A 23,289-nucleotide genomic window follows, 5' to 3' on the forward strand; every position below is an offset into this window, starting at 1 on the left:
GTGTGTGTGAGGAATCCATGCCGGCTCAAGGGGTTCACGCTCATCGAAGTGATGATCACGGTGGCGATCGTGGGCATCCTGGCGGCGGTGGCCTATCCATCCTTCATCGAGCAGATCGTGAAGGGCAAGCGGACGGAGTGCCGGTCGGGCGCACTGCAGACCATGCAGCAGGAGGAGCGCTACTTTTCCCAGTACAACGTCTACGTGGAGGCCGCCGGCGGCGTGTCGGCGCCCGCCAAGGTCAAGACTTTCTCGGGTGACAAGCCGACCGAGAGCGCCTGCACCTTCAGCGCCGCCGCATGTGCCGACAGCGCGCTGGACCGATGCGTGGAGGTGCGCGCGACGCCGACCTACACCGATCCCAGGAAGATCGATTACCTCTACGTGACCAGCGAGGGCGAGCGCGGATGCTCGGTCGGCGGCACACGCACCACCACGGAGAAGTCGTGCTGGTAGTCAGTCGCCGGCTGAGCGCAGGCGCTGGGCCAAGGGGCTTCACCTTGATCGAGCTGATGGTGGTGGTGGCCCTGGGGGCCATCCTGCTGGCCCTGGCCGCGCCGTCGCTGCGCGACTTCGCCGCCAATCAGGCGCTGGCGGGTGCCACCTCCGACCTGATGGGCGCCAGCATGACTGCGCGCGCGGCGGCCATCGGCCGCAACGCCGAGACGGTGATCGAGCCGGAAGATGGCGTCGATTGGCTCTCGGGCTGGCGTGTCTATGTGGACAAGAACGGCAACAGCACCTTCGAAGCGGCCACCGACGAGTTGATCGCCTTCAGCCCACCCCTGCCGGAGACGATTGCCATGAACTCGGGTGTTGCCAACTGCACCAGGCAGGGCAGGTTTGTGTACAGAACGGCAGGATTCCTGAAAACCGGCGGCGGGTTGATCGAGGGCGGCATCCCGCTGAAGTCGACCGTCACGGGCCGCGACCGCTGCGTGGTGTTCAACAGGATTGGGCGCACGCGCATCTGCGGCACCGGCATCGACGCCTGCTGAGCGCCTATTCGCGGCTCGTTCGATTCGAGCGCAAAAACAGCCGCGCCACCGCCTCCGACATGTGCGCCCGATGGCCGGCGTCCCCGGCGTGCAGTTCCGCCATCGCCCCGTGCAGCATCTTCTGCGTCAGCCCGCGCGACAGGGCGTCGAGCACCGCCTCGACGTCCTCGCCGCGGGCCAGGCGCTTGCGCGCGCGGGCGACTTCCAGCGCGCGCCACTCGTCGGCCTGGGCGTTGAGCTGGCGGATGAGGGACACCACGCCGCCGGCCGGGTCGCGCTGGCCCATCCAGTGCATGAAGCTCTGCACGCCGGCGTCGATGATGGCCTCGGCCTGCGCCACGGCGGCCTGGCGGTTGGCGTGGCCGGTCTGCACCACTTGGGCCAGGTCGTCCACGGTGTAGACGTACACGTCGGCAAGCTGCCTGACCTCGGGCTCGATGTCGCGCGGCACGGCCAGGTCGACCATGAACATGGGGCGGTGGCGGCGTTTCTTCAGCGCGCGCTCGACGGCGCCCAGGCCGATGATGGGCAGGGTGCTGGCGGTGCAGCTCACCACGGCGTCGAATTCGGCCAGGCGCTCGGGCAGGTCGGCCAGGCGCATGACCTCGCCGCCGAAGCGGCTGGCCAGCTTCTCGCCGCGTTCCAGCGTGCGGTTGGCGATGGCGATGGACTGCGGGTTGCGGGCGGCGAAGTGGGTGGCCGCCAACTCGATCATCTCGCCGGCGCCGACGAACAGCACCTTGATGCGCCCCAGGTCCTCGAACAACTGCCCGGCCAGCCGCACGGCGGCGGCGGCCATGCTGATGGAGTGCGCGCCGATCTCGGTGGAGCTGCGCACTTCCTTGGCGACGGCGAAGCTGCGCTGGAAGAGCTGGTTCAGCGTGGTGCCCAGGGCGCCGGCGTCCTCGGCGGCGCGCACGGCGCTCTTCATCTGGCCCAGGATCTGTGGCTCGCCCAGCACCATGCTGTCCAGCCCGCTGGCGACGCGGAAGGCGTGGCGCGCGGCCTGGCCGTCCTGCAGCACGTAGGTGTGCTCGCGCAGGGCGTCGGCGGGCACGTCGCCCGAGCGGGCGAGCCAGCCCAGGGTGTGGTCGATCTGGGGGTTGTCCGACGCGCAGTACACCTCGGTGCGGTTGCAGGTGGACAGGATGGCGGCCTCGGGGTGGCGCGCGTGCGACTGGCGCAGCCCGGCCAGCGCGGGGGCGATCTGGTCGAGCGCGAACGCGAACCGGCCGCGCAGATCGAGCGGCGCGGTGTTGTGATTGAGTCCAAGCGCCCAGACGGCCATGAGGGTGGATTATAAAATTCGTGCCCGTTTCGGGTGCGGCCAAGTGGCGCGGACTTGACGGGCATCAAGATCATGGACTTCTCCGACCTCTTCTGGCACCTCGCCGGTTTCATGGCGCCCGCGCTGGTGCTGGCGCCGGCGCTGGTGCTGGTCAGCCAGATTATTGGGCAAAAATCGGTTTCAGCCCGCACCCTGATTGCCCAGGCTGCTATCAATTTTGGGGTCTGCCTGGCCGCGCTGCTGGGCGGCCTCGTGGTCACGGGGCATGACGGGCGCATGGGCACCTACGCGGCGCTGGTGCTGGCCAGCGCGGCCTGCCAGGCGTGGCTGCAGCGGGGGCGCCCGCCGGTGAAGGTCAGGCGGGACTGAACAGGTCCACGCGGTCGGTCACGATCCCGTCGGTGCCGAGCCGGATCAGCCGCTCGGCCGCCCACTCGTCGTTCACGGTGTAGCTCAGGGCGCGCCAGCCGGCGGCCTTGACCTGCGCGACCAGGGCGGCGTCCCACAGCGCGTGGTGGCAGACGATGGCGGCGCAGCGCAGTTGCCGGGCCGTGTCCAGCCAGCCGTCCCGCAGGGCGTCCAGCAGCAGCCCGCGCGGCAGGTGCGGGGCGGCGGTCTGGGCGCCGCGCAGCGCGTCGGGCGCGAACGAGGTGAGCAGGGGCGGCGCGCTGGTGCCCGCTGGCCACAGGCGGGCGGCCAGTTCGGCGACAGCTCGGCCGGTGCGCTCCTCGGTGCCGGGCGTGGGCTTGATCTCGATGTCGAGTAGGTAGCGGTTGGCCAGGCAGAAGCGCGCGACGTTCTCCAGCGTGGGGAGGGGCTCGCCGGCATGGGCGCGCGAATGCCAGGCGCCGGCATCGAGCCGGGCCAGCTCGCCCCAGGGCAGCCCGCCGGCCACGCCGCGGCCGCTGGTGGTGCGCTCCAGCGTGTCGTCGTGCAGCAGGAAGGGCACGCCGTCGGCCGACAGCCTGGCGTCGCACTCGAACATGCGCCAGCCGTGCCGCGCGCCCAGCCGGAAGGCGGCCAGCGTGTTCTCGGGCGCCAGCCGGCCGGCGCCGCGGTGGGCGATCCAGAAGGGGTAGGGCCAGGGTGCGGTGGTGTTCATGGTCGAAATGGGCATTGGCCAGCGTGGATATTGCGCCTGAAGCTATCAAAACAGGAGTTTCCTGCCGACTGGCGGCACACGGCCCGGCCGCTGCCCCAAGGCAGCGGTTGCGGCGTGGCGGTATTGCCATGGGCCTGATTGTGGGTTGTGGCCGGCCGCCCGTCGAAAATGCTGCAGCGCAGTAAAATCGCCGCCCAGCCGGACGCCGCGTCTGCCATGTGCCCCTGACCCTTTTCGCGCCGCGCTGGGCCACCCACATGAACGCTCCCGCCACGCTCCATCACCTCCTGGCCGCCGCCGACGCGGCGCCGCGCCTGCGCGAGATTCCGTACAACTACACCAGCTTCTCCGACCGCGAGATCGCCTTGCGCCTGCTGGGCGAGCGGGCCTGGGACATCCTGCAGTCGCTGCGCGCCGAGCGCCACACCGGCCGCTCCGCGCGCATGCTGTACGAAGTGCTGGGCGACATCTGGGTGGTCCGCCGCAATCCCTACCTGCAGGACGACCTGCTGGACAACCCCAAGCGCCGCCGCCTGCTGGTGGAGGCGCTGCACCACCGCCTGGCCGAGATCGAGAAGCGCCGCACCCCCGGCGACGACGGCGCCCGCGATGCCCTGGTGGGCGAGCTGCTGGTGGCCGCGCGCCGCGTGGTCGAGGCCTTCGACCGCTCGTTCGGCACGGTGCGCGAGCTGCGCCGCCGCGCCGCGCGCGCGCTGGGGAAGCACACGCACAAGGACAACATCAAGTTCGACGGCTTTTCGCGCGTCAGCCACGTCACCGACGCCACCGACTGGCGCGTCGAGTTCCCGCTGGTCGTGCTCACCCCCGACACCGAGGCCGAGATGGCCGCGCTGGTCAAGGGCTGCATCGAGCTGGGCCTGACCATCATCCCGCGCGGCGGCGGCACCGGCTACACCGGCGGCGCCATCCCGCTGGACTGGAAGAGCGCCGTCATCAACACCGAGAAGCTCATCACCCTGGGCAAGGTCGAGCGCCTGCGCCTGCCCGGGCTCGACCACGACGTGGCCACCGTCTGGACCGAGGCCGGCGTCGTCACCCAGCGCGTGGCCGACGCGGCCGAGGACGCGGGCCTGGTGTTCGCCTGCGACCCCACCAGCGCCGAGGCCAGCTGCATCGGCGGCAACATCGCCATGAACGCCGGCGGCAAGAAGGCCGTGCTGTGGGGCACCGCGCTCGACAACCTGGCGAGCTGGCGCATGGTCACGCCCGACGGCGAGTGGCTGGAGGTCACGCGCGTCGGCCACAACCTGGGCAAGATCCACGACGCCGAGGTGGCCAGCTTCGAACTGGCCTATTTCGACGCCAGCGGCAAGAAGGAACTGCGCCGCGAGCGCCTGGACATCCCCGGCGCCACCTTCCGCAAGGCCGGCCTGGGCAAGGACGTGACCGACAAGTTCCTCGCCGGCCTGCCCGGCGTGCAGAAGGAGGGCTGCGACGGCCTCATCACCAGCGCGCGCTGGGTGCTGCACCGCATGCCCGAGCACACGCGCACCGTCTGCCTCGAATTCTTCGGCAACGCCAAGGACGCGGTGCCGTCCATCGTCGAGATCAAGGACTTCATGTTCGCCGAAGCCAGGCGCACGGGCGTGCTGCTGGCGGGGCTTGAACACCTGGACGACCGCTACCTGCGCGCCGTGGGCTACACCACCAAGAGCAAGCGCGGCGGCCTGCCCAAGATGGTGCTGATCGGCGACATCGCCGGCGACGACCCCGACGCCGTGGCGCGCGCCGCCAGCGAGGTGGTGCGCATCGCCAACTCGCGCTCGGGCGAGGGCTTCACCGCCGTCGCCGCCGACGCGCGCAAGAAGTTCTGGGCCGACCGCAAGAAGACCGCCGCCATCAGCCGCCACACCAACGCCTTCAAGATCAACGAGGACGTGGTGATCCCGCTGCCGCGCATGGCCGAATACACCGACGGCATCGAGCGCATCAACATCGAGCTGTCCCTGCGCAACAAGATCGAGTTGGCCGACGCGCTCGAATCGTTCCTGGCCGGCGGCAACCTGCCGCTGGGCAAGGCCGAGGCCGGCGCCGAGCCGCCCCCGCCCGAGTTGCTGGCCGAGCGCGTGGAGCAGGCGCTGGCGCTGGTGCGCGAGGTGCGCGCGCTGTGGCAGGGCTGGCTGCGCGATGTGGACCGGCTGTTCCCGCGGTTGCAGGACCACAGCCTGCGCGCGAGCTGGAAGGCGCAGATCCGCCAGCCGCTGCGCAGCATCTTCACCGGCGCCGCTTTCGAGCCCCTGATGGCGGCGCTGGCGGACATCCAGCAGCGCGTGCTCAAGGGCCGCGTGTGGGTGGCGCTGCACATGCACGCCGGCGACGGCAACGTGCACACCAACATCCCCGTCAACAGCGACAACTACCAGATGCTGCAAACCGCCCACGAGGCGGTGGACCGCATCATGGCGCTGGCGCGCAGCCTCGACGGCGTGATCTCCGGCGAGCACGGCATCGGCATCACCAAGCTCGAATACCTGAGCGACGCCGAGCTGGCCCCGTTCGCCGAGTACAAGCGCCGCGTCGATCCCGAGGGGCGCTTCAACCGCGGTAAGTTGCTGCGAAATAATGAGCTGCCGGCGCAGGCGGGACGCGGGCTGAAGGCCGATTTGACCAATGCCTACACGCCCAGCTTCGGCCTGATGGGGCACGAGTCCATCATCATGCAGCAGAGCGACATCGGCGCCATCGCCGACTCGGTCAAGGACTGCCTGCGCTGCGGCAAGTGCAAGCCCGTGTGCAGCACCCACGTGCCGCGCGCCAACCTGCTGTACAGCCCGCGCAACAAGATCCTGGCCACCTCGCTGCTGGTCGAGGCTTTCCTGTACGAGGAGCAGACGCGCCGCGGCGTCAGCCTCAAGCACTGGGAGGAGTTCGAGGACGTGGCCGACCACTGCACCGTGTGCCACAAGTGCCTGTCGCCGTGCCCGGTGAAGATCGACTTCGGCGACGTCACCATGAACATGCGCAACCTGCTGCGCAAGATGGGCAAGAAGAGCTTCCGCCCCGGCAACGCGGCGGCCATGTTCTTTTTGAACGCCACCGACCCGCGCGTCATCAACGCCACCCGCGCCGCCATGACCGGCGTGGCCTTCAAGGCGCAGCGCGCGGCGGTCGATCTGCTGAAGGTCGCCGGCCGCCGGCAGACCCGGCACCCACCCGCCACCGTGGGGCCGGCGCCCGTCCGCGAGCAGGTGATCCACTTCGTCAACAAGAAGATGCCCGGCGGCCTGCCCAAGCGCACGGCGCGCGCGCTGCTCGACATCGAGGACAGCGCCTACGTGCCCGTCATCCGCGACCCCAAGGCCACCTCGGTGGACACCGAAGCGGTGTTCTACTTCCCCGGCTGCGGCTCCGAGCGCCTGTTCAGCCAGGTCGGCCTGGCCACGCAGGCCATGCTGTGGCACGCCGGCGTGCAGACCGTGTTGCCGCCCGGCTACGTGTGCTGCGGCTACCCGCAGCGCGGCAGCGGCCAGTTCGACAAGGCCGAGAAGATGATCACCGACAACCGCGTGCTGCTGCACCGCGTGGCCAACACCCTCAACTACCTCGACATCAAGACCGTGGTGGTGAGCTGCGGCACCTGCTACGACCAGATCGCCGGCTACGAATTCGACAAGATCTTCCCCGGCAGCCGCATCATCGACATCCACGAATACCTGCTCGAAAAAGGCATCCGGCTCCAAGGCCAGGGCGCCTACCTGTACCACGAACCCTGCCACAACCCCATGAAGCTGCAGGACTCCACCAAGACCGTGAAGGCGCTGGTGGGCGAGCAGGTGCTGAAAAGCAACCGCTGCTGCGGCGAGAGCGGCACGCTGGGCGTGACGCGGCCCGACGTGTCCACCCAGGTGCGCTTCCGCAAGGAAGAGGAAATCCGCCAGGGCGAGGCCGAGCTGCGCGCCAGCGGCGCCGTGGCTGAGAAGGCCAACGTCAAGATCCTCACCAGTTGCCCGAGCTGCCTGCAAGGGCTCAAGCGCTACGAGGACGACCTGACGAACGGCCTGCTGGAGGCCGACTACATCGTGGTCGAGATGGCGCGCCACATCCTGGGCGAGAACTGGCTGCCGCAGTACGTGGCGCGGGCCAACGCGGGCGGGATCGAGCGGGTGCTGGTGTAGCGGGGTGGGCGCGTCCGAGGTATTGTTGGCCTCCAGCCCGCGCAGATAAAGCGCTGGTAGCTATAAAAATAGAATCAAATCGCTGACCTGCCTGACACTCGGCAGGGGAGCCCGCAATGAAAAAGAGCCGCCCCGGGGGCGGCTCTCGTCGTGCTGGCCGGCGCCTGGCGCCGGCATCACCCGATCAAGGGATCAGTAATAGCCGTCGTTGTTCAGGCGCTTCAGCTCTTCGTCGTTCACCGGCGCGCGCACCGCTTCGGCCGGGGCGGCGACGGGCGAGGCCACGTCCTCGGCCAGCGCGCGGCGGGTGAGGGCGACCTGCAGCTCGCTCATCACGCGCGGGTCGTTCTCGGCCGTGGCCAGCAGCCGGGCGTCCTCACTGGCTTGCGCCGCCCGGCGCTGCATGGCCTGCCAGCCCTGCGCCGAGCCCGTCGCCAGCGACAGGACCGGCTCGGCGAACACGGCCACGGCGAGGAAGCCGGCCGTCCACACCACCAGCCAGGACGTCAGCGAACTGCCGGCCGCGAGCGTGGCCACCAGCGCTGCCAGCAGGACCGCCGCCAGCACGCGAGTCCAGCCGGTCTTGCGGTGCAGTTCGCCGACGTAGGCGAACACGTCCTCGGCGCGCGCCACGCCGGGGTGTTGAAGAATCGATTGATCGATGGAAACGTAATGGGTCGTCATGATGTGCCCTCCTTGGGGACGATGGCCGAAGCCGGTGATCAGATATTAGGGTTTTCACTAGTGTTTTTCAACTTTATATTGGTTATTTGTCTCATTTATGATGGTGATGGATGTCAACTTCCGCACGCTGGACCTGAACCTGCTGCGCGTCTTCGACGAGGTGATGGCCGAGCGCAGCATCACCCGGGCGGCGCGCAACCTGTCGATGACCCAGCCGGCCGCCAGCAATGCCCTGCGGCGGCTGCGCCAGGCGCTGGGCGACGAGCTGGTGCGCCGCGCCGGCCTCGGCCTGGAGCCCACGCCGCGCGCCCTGGCCCTGTGGCCGGTGGTGCGCGACGCGCTGCGCCATCTGGAGCATTCGCTGGCGCCGGCGGTGTTCGAGCCGGCGGAGGCGGACAACGTGTTCACCCTGGCCACGGCCGACGCCACCGCGGTGGAGCTGCTGCCCAGCGTGGCGCGGCGGTTCGCCAGCGAGGCGCCCGGCGTCTCCTTGCGGGTGGTGCCGCTGACCACCCACGACCCGCGCCGCCTGCTGGCGGAGGAAGAGGTGGATCTGGCGGTGGGCTACTTCCCCGCCGTGATGGCCGACCTCACCGCCCGCGCCCAGGCCGGGGAGGCGATGGCCTTCGAGGCGCACCGGCTCTACGTCGGCCGCTACGCGTGCGTGATGCGGCGCGGCCACCCGCTGGCGCGCGCACCGCTGACGCTGGACGACTACTGCGCCGCCCGCCACCTGCTGGTCAGCTTCTCGGGCCGCCCCTGGGGCTTCGTGGACGAGGCGCTGGCCGCCATCGGCCGGCAGCGGCGGGTCGTGCTGACGGCCAACCAGCTTTTCACCGCCGGGCGGGTGGTGGCCGGGTCGGACCTGCTGACGGTGCTGCCCCTGCACTTCGTGGACATGTGGGGCATGGGCACCGACCTCGTCGTGCACGAGCCGCCGCTGGCCCTGCCGACGATCCACGTCGACGTGCTGTGGCACCGCCGGCTGCACGGGTCGCCGGCCCACGTGTGGCTGCGCCAGGTGCTGGCGCAGGCGGCGCAGGAAGCGCTGGCGCACCTGCCGGGCCAGGTGCAGGGCGCGGCGGAGGTGGCTGAACCACGCCCCGAGGGCGGAGAAGAGCGTTCGCCCGCCGCCCGGCGGCGGACGGGGCGCGTGTGACCTGGGCTGGACCCGCCACGCCAGGAATTTTGCAGGAGACCGCCATGCGCCACGTCGCCACCCTCACGCTGATCGTCGTCGCCATCATTCATCTGCTGCCGCTCGCGGGCGTCCTTGGCGGCGGGCGCCTCTCGGCGCTGTATGGCCTTCCGTTCGATGAGCCGAACCTGGCCATCCTCATGCGGCATCGGGCCGTGCTGTTCGGGCTGCTCGGCCTGTTCCTGCTCGTGGCGGCCTTCAGTCCGGCGCTCCGGATGATGGCCTTCGTGGCCGGTTTCGGGAGCGTGCTGTCCTTCCTGGGGCTGGCCTGGTCGGTCGGGGGCTACAACGCCCAGGTCGGCCGCGTCGTCACCGCGGACCTCGTGGCGCTGGCCTGTCTCGTCGTCGGCCTGGGCGCTCATCTGTTGTCGGACCGCTAGTCTTACTGTGTTAGTAATTTGAACAAATTCAAGGCATTATGCGCACATCTTCGAGCAGGAGGTGAGCCTTATGAAGGATCTGCAGGAATTTGAGCGCTACATGGCGCATCTGGGCGAGGGACTGGGCCATGCCGACCGGCAGGGTGGACTGCGTGGGTATTGCACCGGGCTGATGGCCCCGCTCAAGCGCAAGAGCGTGGAGCCGATGGCCGCGCACCTGGCGCCCTCGGCCACGCGCTCGCGCCATCAGTCGTTGCACCACTTCGTGGCCGACTCGGCCTGGTCGGACGAGCAGATGCTGCTGCGCGTGGCGCAATGGGTGGTGCCGGCGATGGATTTTTCCGATGGCGGCTGGTGGATCGTGGACGACACCGGCTTTCCCAAGCAAGGCCGGCATTCGGTGGGCGTGGCCCGCCAGTACTGCGGCATGCTGGGCAAACAGGACAACTGCCAGGTGGCCGTCAGCGTCAGTCTGGCCTGCCAGGCGGGCAGCCTGCCGGTCGCCTGTCAGCTGTACCTGCCCCAGGGTGGGCCGAGGACCTGCCGCGACGCGAGAAGGCTGGTGTTCCGCAAGAGGTGGAGTTCGCCACCAAGCCGGCGATTGCGCTGGCGCAGATCGAGCACCTGATGGCGCAGGGTGCGCCCAGGCACTGCGTGCTGGCCGATGCTGGCTACGGCGTGGACACGGCGTTTCGCGAGCGCCTCGGCCAGATGGGTCTGGCGTACGCAGTGGGCGTGACAGGCCAGGTGACGGTGTGGCCCCCCGGGCATGCGCCGCTGCCGCCCAAGCCGTACAGCGGCCGGGGCCACGTGCCCACCCGGCTGCGGCGGGGTGACGTCCGGCACGAGCAGCCCCTGTCGGTCAAGGAAGTGGCCTTCGGGTTGGCAGCCGATCAATGGCAGAACATCGAATGGCGAGAAGGCACGAACTTCACGCTGCGCTCGCGCTTTGCCCGCGTGCGCGTGCGGGCGGCCCATCGTGAGCACCTGCGCACCGAGCAGCGACCCGAGGAGTGGCTGCTCATCGAGTGGCCAGAAGGCCACAAGGAGCCAATGAAATACTGGCTGTCCACGCTGGATGAGGATGTGCTGCTTGAGCGCATGGTCTACGAGGCCAAGATGCGCTGGCGCATCGAGCGCGACTACCAGGATCTCAAGCAGGAGCTGGGACTGGGGCACTACGAGGGCCGGGGCTGGCGGGGGTTCCATCACCACGCCAGCCTGAGCATTGCCGCCTATGGCTTCCTGACGGCCCAGCAACTGCGCCATCCCGAGGGTGCGGGTAAAAAAACGCTGCACGAAGCCAAGAACCTGCCCTACCCACGCATTACAAGCCTCGCGGCAGCCCGCGCACGCAGCGCCACGTCCCATCGTCCATCACGAGCTTGCGGCTGCGTATCGCCGCAGCCTTGCTCAAGACGCTGCCCAGGTGTCCGTGCTGCCTGCGGGCAAACGCAAGACTACGCTTGTAACACAGTAAGACTAGGACTTGCCGCGCGGCAGCGGCACGATCATCGACGTCTTGCGCCGGTAGTGCTCGTAGTCCTCGCCCAGGGCTTGCCGCGTGTCGTGTTCTTCCAAGAGGATGCCGAGGAAGACGTAGGCCGTGGTGGCGGCGGCGAACAACAGGTGTCCCAGGCTCATGGAGGGCGTTGCCCAAAATCCCATCAGGAGCCCGAGCATGATGGGGTGCCGCACGAAGCGGTACAGCGCCACCTGGACGAACGGCACGGGCCGGTAGGGCGTGCCCTTCAGGCGCAGGTACACCTGACGCAGCCCGAACAGGTCGAAATGGTTGATCATGAAGGTCGATGCGAAGAGGATCAGCCAGCCCAGCCAGAACAGACCCTGAAGCAGACCTTTGCCGACCGGGTGTTCGACATTCCAGACGACCCCCGGGATGGGTCGCCACTGCCAAAACAGCAACGCCAGCATCAGGGCCGTGGCCAGCACGTAGGTGCTGCGTTCGGCGGGCTTGGGCACGATGCAGGTCCAGCGCTCCTTGAATGCCGGACGGGCCATCAGGCTGTGCTGGAAGGCGAAGAGGGCGATCAGGATCAGATCGATCAGTACCGCTGGCGCCGCCGCGCCCTCCGGCGGGGAGTCGATGCTCTTCGGCACCACGATGTTGCCGAGGAAGCCGATCAGGTACAGCAGGGACGCGGTGCCGAGCGCATAGCTGACCATGCCGTAGATGAAGATGACGATTCTCATGGGGAGGCTCCGGTTTCGGTGTTGGCCCGTGACGGGCCGTGCTTTGCGCGCAGGACGATGCGCCCCATCGCCTGGCGGCGTGCGAGTCGCTGCAGGCCGTCGGCAAACGACGACATCGGCAGCACGTCCGGGACTGGAGGCCGAAGGTGGCCTTGCGCCACTGCGGCGAAGAGCCGTTCGTCAGCGGCACGGTTCTCGTGCGGGTGCCGCTGCGCCCAGGCGCCCCAGTAGCACCCCACCACGCTGTAGTTCTTGAGCAGCGGCAGGTTCATGGCGAGGGCCGGGACCTCGCCGCTCGTGAATCCGATCGGCAGCATGCGGCCGTCCCAGGCCATCACCCGCGACACGGTGCCGAACAAGGAGCCGCCGACGTTGTCGAAGAACACGTCCACGCCACGGCCCTCGGTCAGTTCGAGCAAGCGGTCGCGCACCGGTTCGCGCGCGTAGTCGATGACGTGGGCCGCGCCCTGCTTGCGCGCCACTTCACCCTTTGCTGCCGAGCTGGTTCCCCCGATGACTGTCGCGCCCATCTGGCGCGCCACGTCCACGGCGGCCAGGCCGACGCCACCCGCCGCGCCGCTGACGAAGACGGTTTCGCCCGGGCGCAGTCGCGCGCGGGTCGCCAGCGCGTAGTGCGCCGTGCCGTAGGCGTAGCGAATGGTCGAGCCGATCTCGAAACCCACGCTGTCGGGCAGTTTCACGGCGTTCGACTCGGGCGCCAGCATGCGCTCGGCCATGCCGCCGTGCCAGTGGCTGCAGGCTACGCGGTCGCCCACGCGCACACGCCGGACGTCCTCGCCAACGGCCAGCACCACCCCCGCGGCATCGCTGCCCGGCACGAAAGGCAGGGCGGGCCTCATCTGGTAGCGGCCGGCCACCATCAGCGTGTCCATGAAGCTCAACGCAGCCGCATGGACGTCGATCAGCACCTGGTCCGGGCCGGGGACGGGGTCCGCCAGCTCGCCGAATTCGAGCGCTTCGATGCCCTCGAAGCCTCTGCAAATGACGGCGCGCATCTCAGCCCACCGCCTTCACGCGCACGGTGATGACTTCGGCCGTGGCGCATTCCACCAGACCCTGCCTGACGCTGCAGGCGACGACCGACTTGCGCTCCCCATGCGCGACCATGCGCGCGCGCAGTTCCAGCGCCCAGTCGACGAGGGCCGGCTTGAGGTAGGTCACGCGCAGGCTGCCCGTCACCACGCTGAAAGGGGGCGGGCCGCTGCTCAGGTCGTGGCCGGCCTCGCGGCAATGCATGGACAGCGAAGCCCAGATGGCGTGGCAATCCACCACCGACGCGATGGTGCCGCCGTAGACGTAGCCCGGGAATCCGATGTGCTCGGCCCTGGGTTGCCAGACACAGACGAACGCGTCGTCCTTCCAGCGGCTCTTGATGTGCAAGCCATGAGCATTGAGCGTGCCGCATCCGAAGCAATGCACCTGCAGGCGGTCCTGCAACGCACGGCCATCGTCGAAGGGATCGTGCGCCGTAGGGGATGCGCCCGGCCTCGGTGAATCCGCGATTTGAAGTTCCATGGGTCCTTTTCCTCAACGTCTGGTTGATCGAAAAAAGGATTCTGTTGAGCTCGACCCGGGCGCACCAGTGGCTGATTTACGGTAGGGGCGGGGCACCCTACCGCTGTCCGACGGTACTGCGCGGACCGGCGGGAGCCTAAAGCCAATACTGTTCAGATAGACAAATGGCCAGCATAATTCGGCTCCATCCAATCCATGGAGGACGGAGCCGATGGCAAGAACGCGCAAGGTACTGCCGCACCAGGTCGATGTCGCCCACCTGATCAGCACAGGTGTACTGGCAAGCGTGTGTTCGAGGCCTCTGATCGACGAGGTGCTGGCCGAGACAGGGCGAGGCAGTCAGCGCAATCGGCTACCCCACAGCCGTACGCGGCCAGAGCGCCTTCCCGCAGGCGCGCCTGCTCGGCCTGGTCGAGTGCGGCACGCACGCCATCGTGGCCGCCGGCATCGCCGCGTACGCACGCAGCGAGAAGGCGATGGCCACGGAACTGCTGCCGGGCTGGCTGCGCAAGGACATGTTGGTAATGGCCGACCGGGGCTTCTACAGCTTCAAGCTCTGGGCGCTCGCTTGCGACAGCGGCGCCACGCTGCTGTGGCGCGTGAGTTCCAACATCAAGCTGGCGGCGCAGCAGGTCCTGCCCGATGGCTCGTACCTGAGCACCGTCTTCGACAGTGAAGACAGCGCCCGGCGGCATGGCCGCACGGTGCGCGTCATCGAGTACACGCTGCGCGACTTGGCCGTCCCCACAAAGGACAGCTACCGCCTGGTGACCACTTTGCTCGACCCCGAGCAGGCGCCCGGCCAAGAATTGGCGGCGCTGTACCACGAGCGCTGGGAGATCGAGGTGTGTTCGATGAGTTCAAGACGCACCTGCGCGCCAGCAGCACCGTGCTGCGCAGCAAGACGCCCGATCTGGTGAAGCAGGAACCGTGGGGGCTGCTGCTGGCGCACTTCGCCATCCGCCAACTCATGGCACAAGCGGCTTGGCAGCGCGCACTCGACCCGGATCGCCTGAGCTTCAGCCACGCGGCGCGTGATCAAACGCAAGATGCCGCAAGCCGCGGCCGTTCCCCCCTGAGCGCCTCGAAAGCTGGCGTGAGTCCCTGCTGGCCGAGATTGCCCGTGGTCGCTGCGTTAGTAGCCGCGGACGCCTCAACCCGCGCGGAGTCAAGCGCAAGATGAGCAGCTTCACCGTCCGCCATCGCGGCGCGTTGCTCCACCAGCGACATCAGCCCACGCCAGTACTGCGTATCTGAACAGTATTGGGCCTAAAGCAATCCCTCTTGCCCGGCGCGGTGCGTGGCCTCCGCGCGCGTCCTGCATCCCAGCGCGGCCAGCGCGCCATTGACGTGCATTTCCACCGTTCTCGGGCTCAAGCCCAGCTGCTGCGCGATCTGCTTGCTGGTCCGGCCCTTGGCCACGAGCCGCAGCACCTCGTGCTGGCGCGGCGTCAGATGAACCGGGGCCGCGGGCTGCTCGCCTCGGGCCTTCGCGCGGGGCGCCGCGTCCAGGAAGGCCAGGGCCTCGTCGACGAATGTCGTCCACGCGGCTTCATGCGTGAACGGGACGTGGTTGTTGCCCTCCAACGCGACGAAGCGGGCCCCGGGGATCAGGCTGGCCAGGCGCCGGCCTTGCTTGAACGGGACCATCTGGTCACCCTTCCGATGCAGCACCAGCGTGGGGCAGCGAACCCGCGCGCAGCTGTCCTTCACGTTCACCGCGTACATCGCCTGCAACTGGCGCACGGCCACGTCGGGGGTGGCGGTCTCGCGCTGGGCCTGATCGAAGGAGTTCCATTGGGCAGGCGTGGCATCGGGCATGAAGCGCGAGGCAAAGACCTGCCTGAAGGACGGCGAGCTGTTGCCCCAGCCGACGGCCGCCAGTTCGACCAGGAGGTCGCCCTCGCGGCGAACGGCGGGGTCCGGGTGGCTCGTGCTGTGGTACGAGGTGGCAAACCCGCCGAAAAGGATCAGGTGGGATACCCGTTCGGGGTGGCGCGCCGCGTACTCGACGGCCACGCCCGCCGCGCAGGTGAAGCCCAGCAAGGCAAAACGCTCGTGCCCGTAGGTGTCCACGACGCATTCGAGGTCCTTCACCCAGGCTTCGAAGGAGATGTCGTGCACGCGCCGCTGCGAGAGCCCGCATCCGCGGGTGTCGTAGTGGAGGTAGGTGCCATTCCTGCTGAACTCGTCGATCAGCGCGGCGTGGACGCTGCCGGCGGGCGCGTGCCCGATATGGGTCAGCCACGTGGCCGCCTTCACCAGGACGGGCCCGGAGCCGAACTGCGCCGAAGCGAGCCGGGTGCCATCCGAGGACGTGCAGAAGCGAATGTGGGGTTGGCTGGCCATGGCGCGGACTTGCCTGCTCGGGGAGACATCGGGTCGGGTGAGAATTCTCTCCTACTCCCACGCCGCGCATCGTGTGACCGACGCGGGCTGCCGGCTCGACCAGATGGCGCTGGCGAGTCGCTGATTTGCCTCTATTTTTATAGCTGTATACGCAATATTCGTGCGGGTTTTCAGCCTGTTTTTCTTATGAACTGGCCGGCGGCGCGCCCTCGTCCTCGGGCTCTTCCTCGTCCCGGTTGAACACTGCCCAGCAGGCCATGAACATGGCCGCGATGGTCGGCCCGATGACGAAGCCGTTGATGCCGAACAGCGACATGCCGCCGATGGTGAACACCAGCACCACGTAGTCCGGCAGCTTGGTGTCCTTGCCGACCAGGATGGGGCGCAGCACGTTGTCCGACAGGCCGATGGCCACCACACCCCAGACGATGAGCGCCACGCCCTGCCAGCCGGCGCCGGTGGCCAGCAGGTAGATGGCCACCGGCCCCCACACCAGGGCGGCGCCCACGGCCGGCAGCAGCGACAGCAGCGCCATCACCACGCCCCAGAAGACGGCGCCGCCGATGCCCAGCACCCACAGCGCCACCCCGCCCAGGATGCCCTGCACGATGGCCACCACCACGTTGCCCTTGACGGTGGCGCGCACCACGGTGGAGAACTTGTTCAGCAGGTAATGCGTGTGGCCGCGCTCCAGCGGCACCGATTCGCGCACCAGGCGCGACAGCGCCAGGCCGTCGCGCAGCAGGAAGAACAGCAGGTACATCATGACCACGAAGTTGACCAGGAACTGGAAGGTGTTCTGCCCCAGCTCCAGCGCATGCGTGGCCACCAGTTGGCCACCCTGCAGCAGGCCGCTGGAGAGCTTGTCCAGCAGGCTTTCGAGGTTGACGAAGCCGAAGCGGTTGAGCCATTCGGTCACCCATCCCGGCAGCGCGGCCACGATCTGCTGGAAGTAAGTGCGAAAGCTGATGTCGCCCGAGCGCACGCGCTGCACGAAGACAGTGACGTCGGCCGCCATGGAGGTGCCGACCATGATCATGGGCAGGATCACGATCACCAGGCACACGGCCAGCGTCAGCAGCGCCGCCAGCGTGGCGCGCCCGCCCACGCGGCGCAGGATGCGCTGGTGCAGTGGGTGGAACAGCAGCGCCAGCGTCACCGCCCACATCACCGCGCCGAAGAAGGGCGCCAGCACCCACAGGAACGCCGCCGGTCACGCCGGCCAGCAGCAGCAGGAAGACGGCGCGTTGCAGGGCAGGGGTGTGCATGACGGGGCGCCCACTATACCCTTGCGCGGCGGGCCGGGTGCGCGGCGCGGGCACAATCGGGCGCTGACCCGACCGACCCCAGCTTTGCCGCTGTTTTGCACGCCATGGCCGCGACCACCGCTTCCCGCGCCCCGCCCGAATCCCTGACGCTGCACGCCCGATCGCGCGTGCTGGAGCTGGCCTGGCCCGGCGGCGCCGTGCACCGGCTGCCGTTCGAGTTGCTGCGCGTGTGTTCGCCCTCGGCCGAGGTGCAGGGCCACGGCCCCGGCCAGGAGACGCTGCAGACCGGCAAGCGCGAGGTCGCCATCACCGCGCTGGCGCCGGTGGGCAACTATGGCGTGCAGCCCACCTTCTCCGACGGGCACGACAGCGGCATCTTCACCTGGGACTACCTGCACCACCTGGGCTCGCGGCAGGACGAGCTGTGGCGGGACTACGAGGCCCGCCTGGCCGCCGCCGGCCTGGACCGCGACGCGCCCATGGCGCCCAAGGCGGGCGGCGCCTGCGGCCACCCTTGATCCCAGGCCGAGGAAGCTATGATTTTAATAGCTTTCAGCGTAATATCCATATGGGCTGGATGGTGATTTCTCTTGAAATCCGGCGGCATCCCCCTCACCTTGGGTAGTTCACCCGCTCCCCCAACCGACTAGGATGCGCCTCGACATGGTCACCACGCACTTCGGATACGAATCGGTCGACGAGCAGGACAAGGCGCGCCGCGTGCGCGGCGTGTTCGACTCCGTCGCCTCGCGCTACGACCTGATGAACGACCTCATGTCGGGCGGCCTGCACCGCGCCTGGAAGGCCTACACCGCCCTGGTCGCCAACGTGCAGGAGGGCCAGCGCGTGCTCGACATCGCCGGCGGCACGGGCGACCTGGCGCTGGCCTTCGCCAGGAAGGCGGGCCGCACCGGCCAGGTGGTGCACACCGACATCAACGAGGCCATGCTGCGCACCGGCCGCGACCGACTGCTGGACGCGGGCGTCATCCTGCCGACCCTGGTGTGCGACGCCGAGAAGCTGCCGTTTCCCGACGGCCATTTCGACCTCGTCAGCGTCGCCTTCGGCCTGCGCAACATGACGCACAAGGACTCGGCCCTGCGCGAGATGGCCCGCGTGCTCAAGGCCGGCGGCCGGCTGCTGGTGCTGGAGTTCTCGCAGGTCGCCCGGCCGCTGCGCGGCGCCTACGACCTGTACTCCTTCAAGGTGCTGCCGCATCTGGGCCGGCTGGTGGCGGGCGACGAGGGCAGCTACCGCTACCTGGCCGAGTCGATCCGCATGCACCCCAATCAAGAGGAACTCAAGGCCCTCATGAAGATCAATGGGTTTGGGCACGTGGACTATCACAACATGACGGCTGGGGTTGTTGCTCTTCACGTCGGCATCAAATGCGGTTAGTGTCCCGCGTACGCATTCCTTCACATCCCACCCTTCAAATCAGGAGATTTTCCCGGATGAAACTGAGCCACATCGGATCGCGCTTCCTCACCCTGCTGCTGTCGGTGGTGCTGGTCGGCATGTTCACGTTCGAGGCCGAGGCCCGGCGGCTGGGCGGCGGCAAGTCGATGGGCCGCCAGTCCAGCAACGTGACCCAGCGCGAGGCCGCGCCGCCCACCGCGCCGGGCCAGTCCAGTGCCACCGCCGGCGCGGCGGGCGCCGGCACGGCCGCGGCCGGTGCTGCCCGCAAACCCTGGGCCGGCATGCTGGGCGGCCTGGCGGCGGGCCTGGGGCTTGCTTGGCTGGCGCATTCTCTGGGCCTGGGCCCGGCCTTCGCCAACCTGCTGCTCATCGGGCTGCTGGTGGTGGCCGTGCTGGTGGTCGTTGGCCTGATTCGGCGCTCGCGCCAGGGCGGGCAGGCCGCGGGCGGCATGGCCTACCAGGGCGCCGGCGCGGCCCAGCCGGTCACGCCGCGGCAGTACAACGCCACCAAGATCGGCAACGACGCCTCGGCCCGGCCCTGGGAGGCGCAGGGCGCGCAGTTCGACGCTGGCGCGGCGCAGGGCGGCTCGATGATCGGCTCGGCCCTGCGCGGATCGCAGAACTGGGGCATCCCGGCCGACTTCGACGTTGCCGGTTTCACCGAGGCCGCCAAGCGCAACTTCATCACCCTGCAGCAGGCCTGGGACCGTTCCGACATCCCGGCCCTGCGCGCCATGATGACCGACAGCATGCTGGACGAGATCCGCGGCCAACTGGCCGAGCGCGAGCGCACAGCCCCCGGCCAGGCGAACCAGACCGAGGTGGTGATGCTGGAAGCCCAGTTGCTCGGCATCGAGGAGCAGGACGACATGTTCATGGCCAGCGTCGAGTTCAGCGGCATGATCCGCGAGGAGCCGTCCGCCGGCCCCAGCCCCTTCCGCGAGGTCTGGAACATGACCAAGCCCAGGAGCGGCCGCGGCGGCTGGCTGGTGGCGGGCGTGCAGGCGCTGCAGTGACGCCGTGACCCAGGCGGCCCGGGCTTCGCCCAGGCCGTTTGTCATCAATAATCGGGGACTATGGCAACACAGTCCCCTTTTTCTTTGCTGGCCGGCGCTCTCGGCCAGCTCGCCGGGAGCCTGAAGGCGCCCTCCTGGCTGGTGGATGAGCTGCAGCATCGCCTGGTGCTGTTCCTCAACCACGTGCTGATGCAGGAGCCCGAGGCCCAGGCCCGGCTGGTGCGCCAGCGGGGACGCGTGGTGCGCGTGCAGTGGCGCGGCTTCTCGATGCAACTGGCCGCCACGCCGGCGGGGCTGTGCGAGCTGGCGCCCGTGGCCGAGCCCGATCTGCTGCTGACCGTCACCGACAGCTCGCCGCTCGACCTGGCCCGCGGCGCGCTGCGCGGCGACCGGCCAGCGGTGCGCATCGAGGGCGACGTGCAGTTCGCCGCCGAGGTCAACTGGCTGGTCGACCACGTGCGCTGGGACGCCGAGGAAGACCTCTCCCGCCTGGTCGGCGACGCGCCGGCGCACACCATCGCCGGCATCGGGCGCGGCATGGCGCAGGCGCTGCGGACCTTCGTCGGCAAGCTGCCGGGCCAGGACAAGGCCCGCCCATGACGCGCCTGCTGCGCGCCACCTACATCGCGTGGGTGGCCTTGCGCTACGGGCTGGACGAGCTGGTGCTGACCAGCTTCCAGCACCCCGGCGTGCGGTTGGTGGCGCGCATCGCCTCCGTGGGGCGCGACTTGTCGGCGCCGCGCGGCCAGCGCTTGCGCGAGGCGCTGCAGCAGCTCGGCCCCATCTTCGTCAAGTTCGGGCAGGTGCTGTCTACCCGGCGCGACCTGCTGCCGGCCGACATCGCCGATGAGCTGGCCCTGCTGCAGGACCGCGTGCCGCCTTTCCCGGCCGAGGTGGCCATCACCACCATCGAGCACGCGTTCCGCAAGCCCATCGGCGAGATCTTCACCAGCTTCGAGCGCGAGCCGGTGGCCAGCGCCTCCATCGCGCAGGTGCACTTCGCCACGCTGCGCGAGCCGCACGGGGGCGAGCGCGAGGCGGCGGTCAAGGTGCTGCGACCCGGCATGCTCAAGGTCATCGACCAGGATCTGGACCTGATCCGCACGATGGCCGGTTGGATCGAGCGCCTGTCGGCCGACGGCAAGCGCCTGAAACCCCGCGAGGTGGTGGCCGAGTTCGACAACTACCTGCACGACGAGCTGGACCTGGTGCGCGAGGCGGCCAATGCCGCCCAGCTGCGGCGCAACATGGAGGGGCTGGATCTGGTGCTCATCCCCGAGATGTTCTGGGATCTGTGCCGCCCCGACGTGATGGTGATGGAGCGCATGTCGGGCATCCCCATCGGCCAGACCGAGCGGCTGCGCGCGGCCGGCGTGGACATGAAGCAACTGGCGCGCGACGGCGTCACGATCTTCTTCACCCAGGTGTTCCGCGACGGCTTCTTCCACGCCGACATGCATCCTGGCAACATCATGGTCAGCGTGGAGCCGGCCACCTTCGGGCGCTACATCTCGCTGGACTTCGGCATCGTCGGCACGCTGACCGAGTACGACAAGGAATACCTGGCGCAGAACTTCACCGCCTTCTTCCGGCGCGACTACAAGCGCGTGGCCGAGCTGCACATCGAAAGCGGCTGGGTGCCGGCCAGCACCCGCGTGAACGAGCTGGAGGCGGCGATCCGCAGCGTGTGCGAGCCGTACTTCGACCGCCCGCTGAAGGAGATCTCCCTCGGCATGGTGCTGATGCGCCTGTTCCAGACCTCGCGGCGCTTCAACGTCGTCATCCAGCCGCAGTTGGTGCTGCTGCAGAAGACCTTGCTCAACATCGAGGGCTTGGGCCGCCAGCTCGACCCCGACCTGGACCTGTGGAGCACGGCCAAGCCCTTCCTGGAGAAGTGGATGCTGGACCAGGTCGGCCCCAGGCGGCTGTGGCGCGAGATGAAGGCGCAGGCGCCGTACTACGCCCGCATGCTGCCCGACCTGCCGAGGCTGCTGCACGGCTACCTGCAGCGTGACGCGGCCGGCGATGCGCGGCGCGAGCTGCGGGAGCTGCTGGCCGAGCAGCGGCGCGCCAATCGGGGGCTGCGGGCCATCGCCTGGGCGGGCGTGGGCTTCGCCCTGGGAATGCTCGCGATGCAGGCGCTGGTCCGGGCGCACCTGTTCTGAACCACGAGAAACACACCGTCCAACGAGGAGGAAAACCATCGTGCTGCTGACCCTGGTCATCTTCTATCTGCTGATCACCATCGTCATCGGGCTGATCGCCGCGCGCCGCGTGAAGAACACGGCCGACTTCGCGGTGGCGGGCCGCCACCTGCCCATGTACATGATCATCACGACCACCTTCGCGACGTGGTTCGGTTCCGAGATCGTGCTCGGCGTGCCCGCCAAGTTCATCGAGGGCGGCCTGCGCAACGTGGTGGAAGACCCTTTCGGCGCGGGCATGTGTCTGATCCTGGTCGGCCTGTTCTTCGCTGGCAAGCTCTACCGCATGACGCTGCTGACCATCAGCGACTACTACCGCGAACGCTATGGCCGCTCGATCGAGATCGCCTGCTCGCTGATCATCATGCTCAGCTACCTGGGCTGGGTTTCGGCGCAGGTCACGGCGCTGGGCCTGGTGTTCAACCTGCTGTCCGGGGGCGCGGTGAGCATCCCCTGGGGCATGACCATCGGCGTGGTGTCCATCCTGGCCTACACGCTCTTCGGCGGCATGTGGTCGGTGGCCGTCACCGACTTCCTGCAGATGATCATCCTGGTGGTGGGGCTGCTGGTGCTGGCGGTGTTCGCCAGCGGCATGGCGGGCGGGGCGGGGCAGGTGATCGACCTGGCCACCAGCCGCGACCTGTTCCGCTTCTGGCCCGAGCCGAGCTGGCACGACATCGTCTTCTTCTTCGCCGCCGCCATCACCATGATGCTGGGCTCCATCCCGCAGCAGGATGTGTTCCAGCGCGTGATGTCGGCCAACAGCGTGAAGGCGGCCACGCACGGCACCGTCATCGGCGGCAGCGCCTACATCCTCTTCGCCTTCGTGCCCATGTTCCTGGTGACCAGCGCGCTGCTCATCATGCCCGAGCGGGCGGCCGAACTGCTGGCCGACGACCCGCAGAAGGTGCTGCCCACGTTGGTGATGGAGAAGATGCCTTTCGTGATGCAGGTGCTGTTCTTCGGTGCGCTGCTCTCGGCCATCAAGTCGTGCGCGTCGGCCACGCTGCTGGCGCCCAGCGTCACCTTCACCGAGAACATCTGGCGCCAGTTCCGCACCCACGGCAGCGACCGCGAGACCCTGCTGACCATGCGCATCAGCGTGCTGGTGTTCTCGGCGGCCGTGCTGGCCTATGCCATCCGGATGGAAGGCACGCCGATCTACGAGCTGGTGTCGAGCGCCTACCAGGTGCCGCTGGTGGGGGCCTTCGTTCCGCTGGTGTTCGGGCTGTACTGGCGCCGGGCCACCACCCAGGGCGCCGTGTGCGCCGTGGCGCTGGGCATCGGCGTGTGGATCGCCGGCCACGCCATGGCCTGGGGCGAGTCCTTCCCCGCGCAGCTCGCCGGCGTGCTGGCGGCCGTCGCCGGCATGGTCTTCGGCTCCCTGGTGCCGCAGTGGCTGGCCGACCACAAGGGGCACCCGCGCCACTACGAACTCAGCCCGAACTGAGTCAGGCAATCGTGCCATCGGCCGGCGCGCCGGAGGATGCCAGCCTA

At 68.7% G+C, this 23,289-nt stretch carries 19 protein-coding genes and 3 pseudogenes; 14 read left to right on the forward strand and 8 right to left on the reverse strand.

Going from position 1 to position 23,289, the window contains the following annotated elements; translation table 11 throughout:
* The first annotated feature begins 6 nt into the window (after positions 1–6).
* Complete coding sequence (locus IPG65_RS09140) at positions 7–456, forward strand: type IV pilin protein (RefSeq protein ID WP_293188905.1); 450 nt, start codon at positions 7–9, stop codon at positions 454–456.
* Positions 408–998, forward strand: coding sequence for a GspH/FimT family protein (locus tag IPG65_RS09145; RefSeq protein WP_293188906.1), 591 nt, complete (start codon positions 408–410; stop codon positions 996–998). The genes IPG65_RS09140 and IPG65_RS09145 overlap by 49 nt, the downstream gene beginning before the upstream one ends.
* A gap of 4 nt (positions 999–1,002) precedes the next feature.
* Here the strand turns inward: IPG65_RS09145 and hemA are convergent, their stop codons facing one another.
* A complete protein-coding gene (gene hemA, locus IPG65_RS09150; protein WP_293188907.1) occupies positions 1,003–2,286 on the reverse strand; it encodes a glutamyl-tRNA reductase in 1,284 nt (427 codons plus the stop codon).
* Positions 2,287–2,358: 72 nt separating this feature from the next.
* Between hemA and IPG65_RS09155 the strand changes: the two genes are divergently transcribed.
* Positions 2,359–2,655, forward strand: coding sequence for a hypothetical protein (locus tag IPG65_RS09155; RefSeq protein WP_293188908.1), 297 nt, complete (start codon positions 2,359–2,361; stop codon positions 2,653–2,655).
* Here the strand turns inward: IPG65_RS09155 and ugpQ are convergent.
* The gene (gene ugpQ / locus IPG65_RS09160) at positions 2,642–3,388 is read right to left on the reverse strand and encodes a glycerophosphodiester phosphodiesterase (protein WP_293188909.1); all 747 of its coding nucleotides are present in this window, start codon (positions 3,386–3,388) and stop codon (positions 2,642–2,644) included. The genes IPG65_RS09155 and ugpQ overlap by 14 nt on opposite strands.
* A 257-nt stretch (positions 3,389–3,645) precedes the next feature.
* On the opposite strand from ugpQ, the gene IPG65_RS09165 reads away from it, so the two are divergent.
* Entirely contained in the window at positions 3,646–7,524 is a 3,879-nt protein-coding gene (locus IPG65_RS09165) for an FAD/FMN-binding oxidoreductase (protein ID WP_293188910.1), read from the forward strand.
* 192 nt (positions 7,525–7,716) lie between these two features.
* On the opposite strand, the gene IPG65_RS09170 is transcribed toward IPG65_RS09165, so the two are convergent.
* Positions 7,717–8,208, reverse strand: a complete 492-nt coding sequence (locus IPG65_RS09170; protein WP_293188911.1) for a hypothetical protein — start codon at positions 8,206–8,208, stop codon at positions 7,717–7,719.
* 106 nt (positions 8,209–8,314) lie between these two features.
* On the opposite strand from IPG65_RS09170, the gene IPG65_RS09175 reads away from it, so the two are divergent.
* The 3 genes and pseudogenes from IPG65_RS09175 to IPG65_RS09185 all read left to right on the forward strand — a co-directional run bounded on the left by IPG65_RS09175 (position 8,315) and on the right by IPG65_RS09185 (position 11,266).
* Positions 8,315–9,367 carry a LysR family transcriptional regulator gene (locus IPG65_RS09175; protein WP_293190018.1) on the forward strand — a complete coding sequence of 351 codons (1,053 nt, stop codon included), beginning with the start codon at positions 8,315–8,317 and terminating at the stop codon, positions 9,365–9,367.
* A gap of 44 nt (positions 9,368–9,411) precedes the next feature.
* Entirely contained in the window at positions 9,412–9,786 is a 375-nt protein-coding gene (locus IPG65_RS09180; protein WP_293188912.1) for a phosphopantetheine adenylyltransferase, read from the forward strand.
* Between the two features lie 70 nt (positions 9,787–9,856).
* Positions 9,857–11,266 (forward strand): annotated as a pseudogene (locus tag IPG65_RS09185) (IS701 family transposase).
* A 2-nt stretch (positions 11,267–11,268) separates the two neighbouring features.
* On the opposite strand, the gene mddA reads toward IPG65_RS09185, so the two are convergent.
* The 3 genes from mddA to IPG65_RS09200 are packed head-to-tail and all read right to left on the reverse strand — an operon-like array spanning position 11,269 to position 13,536.
* Entirely contained in the window at positions 11,269–12,000 is a 732-nt protein-coding gene (gene mddA, locus IPG65_RS09190; RefSeq protein WP_293188913.1) for a methanethiol S-methyltransferase, read from the reverse strand.
* Entirely contained in the window at positions 11,997–13,016 is a 1,020-nt protein-coding gene (locus IPG65_RS09195) for an NADPH:quinone oxidoreductase family protein (protein WP_293188914.1), read from the reverse strand. The genes mddA and IPG65_RS09195 overlap by 4 nt, the downstream gene beginning before the upstream one ends.
* 1 nt (position 13,017) lies before the next feature.
* Positions 13,018–13,536 carry a PaaI family thioesterase gene (locus IPG65_RS09200; protein ID WP_293188915.1) on the reverse strand — a complete coding sequence of 173 codons (519 nt, stop codon included), beginning with the start codon at positions 13,534–13,536 and terminating at the stop codon, positions 13,018–13,020.
* A 211-nt stretch (positions 13,537–13,747) separates the two neighbouring features.
* Between IPG65_RS09200 and IPG65_RS09205 the strand changes: the two are divergent.
* Positions 13,748–14,615 (forward strand): annotated as a pseudogene (locus IPG65_RS09205) (IS4 family transposase).
* A gap of 190 nt (positions 14,616–14,805) precedes the next feature.
* Here IPG65_RS09205 and IPG65_RS09210 read toward each other — a convergent pair.
* Both IPG65_RS09210 and IPG65_RS09215 read right to left on the reverse strand, forming a co-directional pair.
* The gene (locus IPG65_RS09210) at positions 14,806–15,885 is read right to left on the reverse strand and encodes an alpha/beta fold hydrolase (protein WP_293188916.1); all 1,080 of its coding nucleotides are present in this window, start codon (positions 15,883–15,885) and stop codon (positions 14,806–14,808) included.
* Between the two features lie 184 nt (positions 15,886–16,069).
* Positions 16,070–17,153 (reverse strand): annotated as a pseudogene (locus IPG65_RS09215) (AI-2E family transporter).
* Between the two features lie 104 nt (positions 17,154–17,257).
* On the opposite strand from IPG65_RS09215, the gene IPG65_RS09220 reads away from it, so the two are divergent.
* From IPG65_RS09220 to IPG65_RS09245, 6 genes are all read left to right on the forward strand, one after another.
* Positions 17,258–17,671: a DUF971 domain-containing protein gene (locus tag IPG65_RS09220; RefSeq protein WP_293188917.1), complete on the forward strand. Its 414-nt coding sequence runs from the start codon at positions 17,258–17,260 to the stop codon at positions 17,669–17,671.
* Between the two features lie 145 nt (positions 17,672–17,816).
* Entirely contained in the window at positions 17,817–18,551 is a 735-nt protein-coding gene (ubiE, locus tag IPG65_RS09225; RefSeq protein WP_293188918.1) for a bifunctional demethylmenaquinone methyltransferase/2-methoxy-6-polyprenyl-1,4-benzoquinol methylase UbiE, read from the forward strand.
* A 119-nt stretch (positions 18,552–18,670) separates the two neighbouring features.
* A complete protein-coding gene (locus IPG65_RS09230) occupies positions 18,671–19,588 on the forward strand; it encodes a Tim44 domain-containing protein (RefSeq protein WP_293190020.1) in 918 nt (305 codons plus the stop codon).
* Between the two features lie 60 nt (positions 19,589–19,648).
* Positions 19,649–20,188, forward strand: coding sequence for a hypothetical protein (locus IPG65_RS09235; RefSeq protein WP_293188919.1), 540 nt, complete (start codon positions 19,649–19,651; stop codon positions 20,186–20,188).
* Positions 20,185–21,753: a ubiquinone biosynthesis regulatory protein kinase UbiB gene (gene ubiB, locus IPG65_RS09240; protein WP_293188920.1), complete on the forward strand. Its 1,569-nt coding sequence runs from the start codon at positions 20,185–20,187 to the stop codon at positions 21,751–21,753. Before IPG65_RS09235 ends, ubiB begins: the two co-directional genes overlap by 4 nt.
* Before the next feature lie 40 nt (positions 21,754–21,793).
* Positions 21,794–23,242: a sodium:solute symporter family protein gene (locus IPG65_RS09245; RefSeq protein WP_293188921.1), complete on the forward strand. Its 1,449-nt coding sequence runs from the start codon at positions 21,794–21,796 to the stop codon at positions 23,240–23,242.
* Positions 23,243–23,289: the final 47 nt, after the last annotated feature.

This window comes from Ottowia sp. (assembly GCF_016703145.1).
Lineage (GTDB): Bacteria > Pseudomonadota > Gammaproteobacteria > Burkholderiales > Burkholderiaceae_C > Ottowia.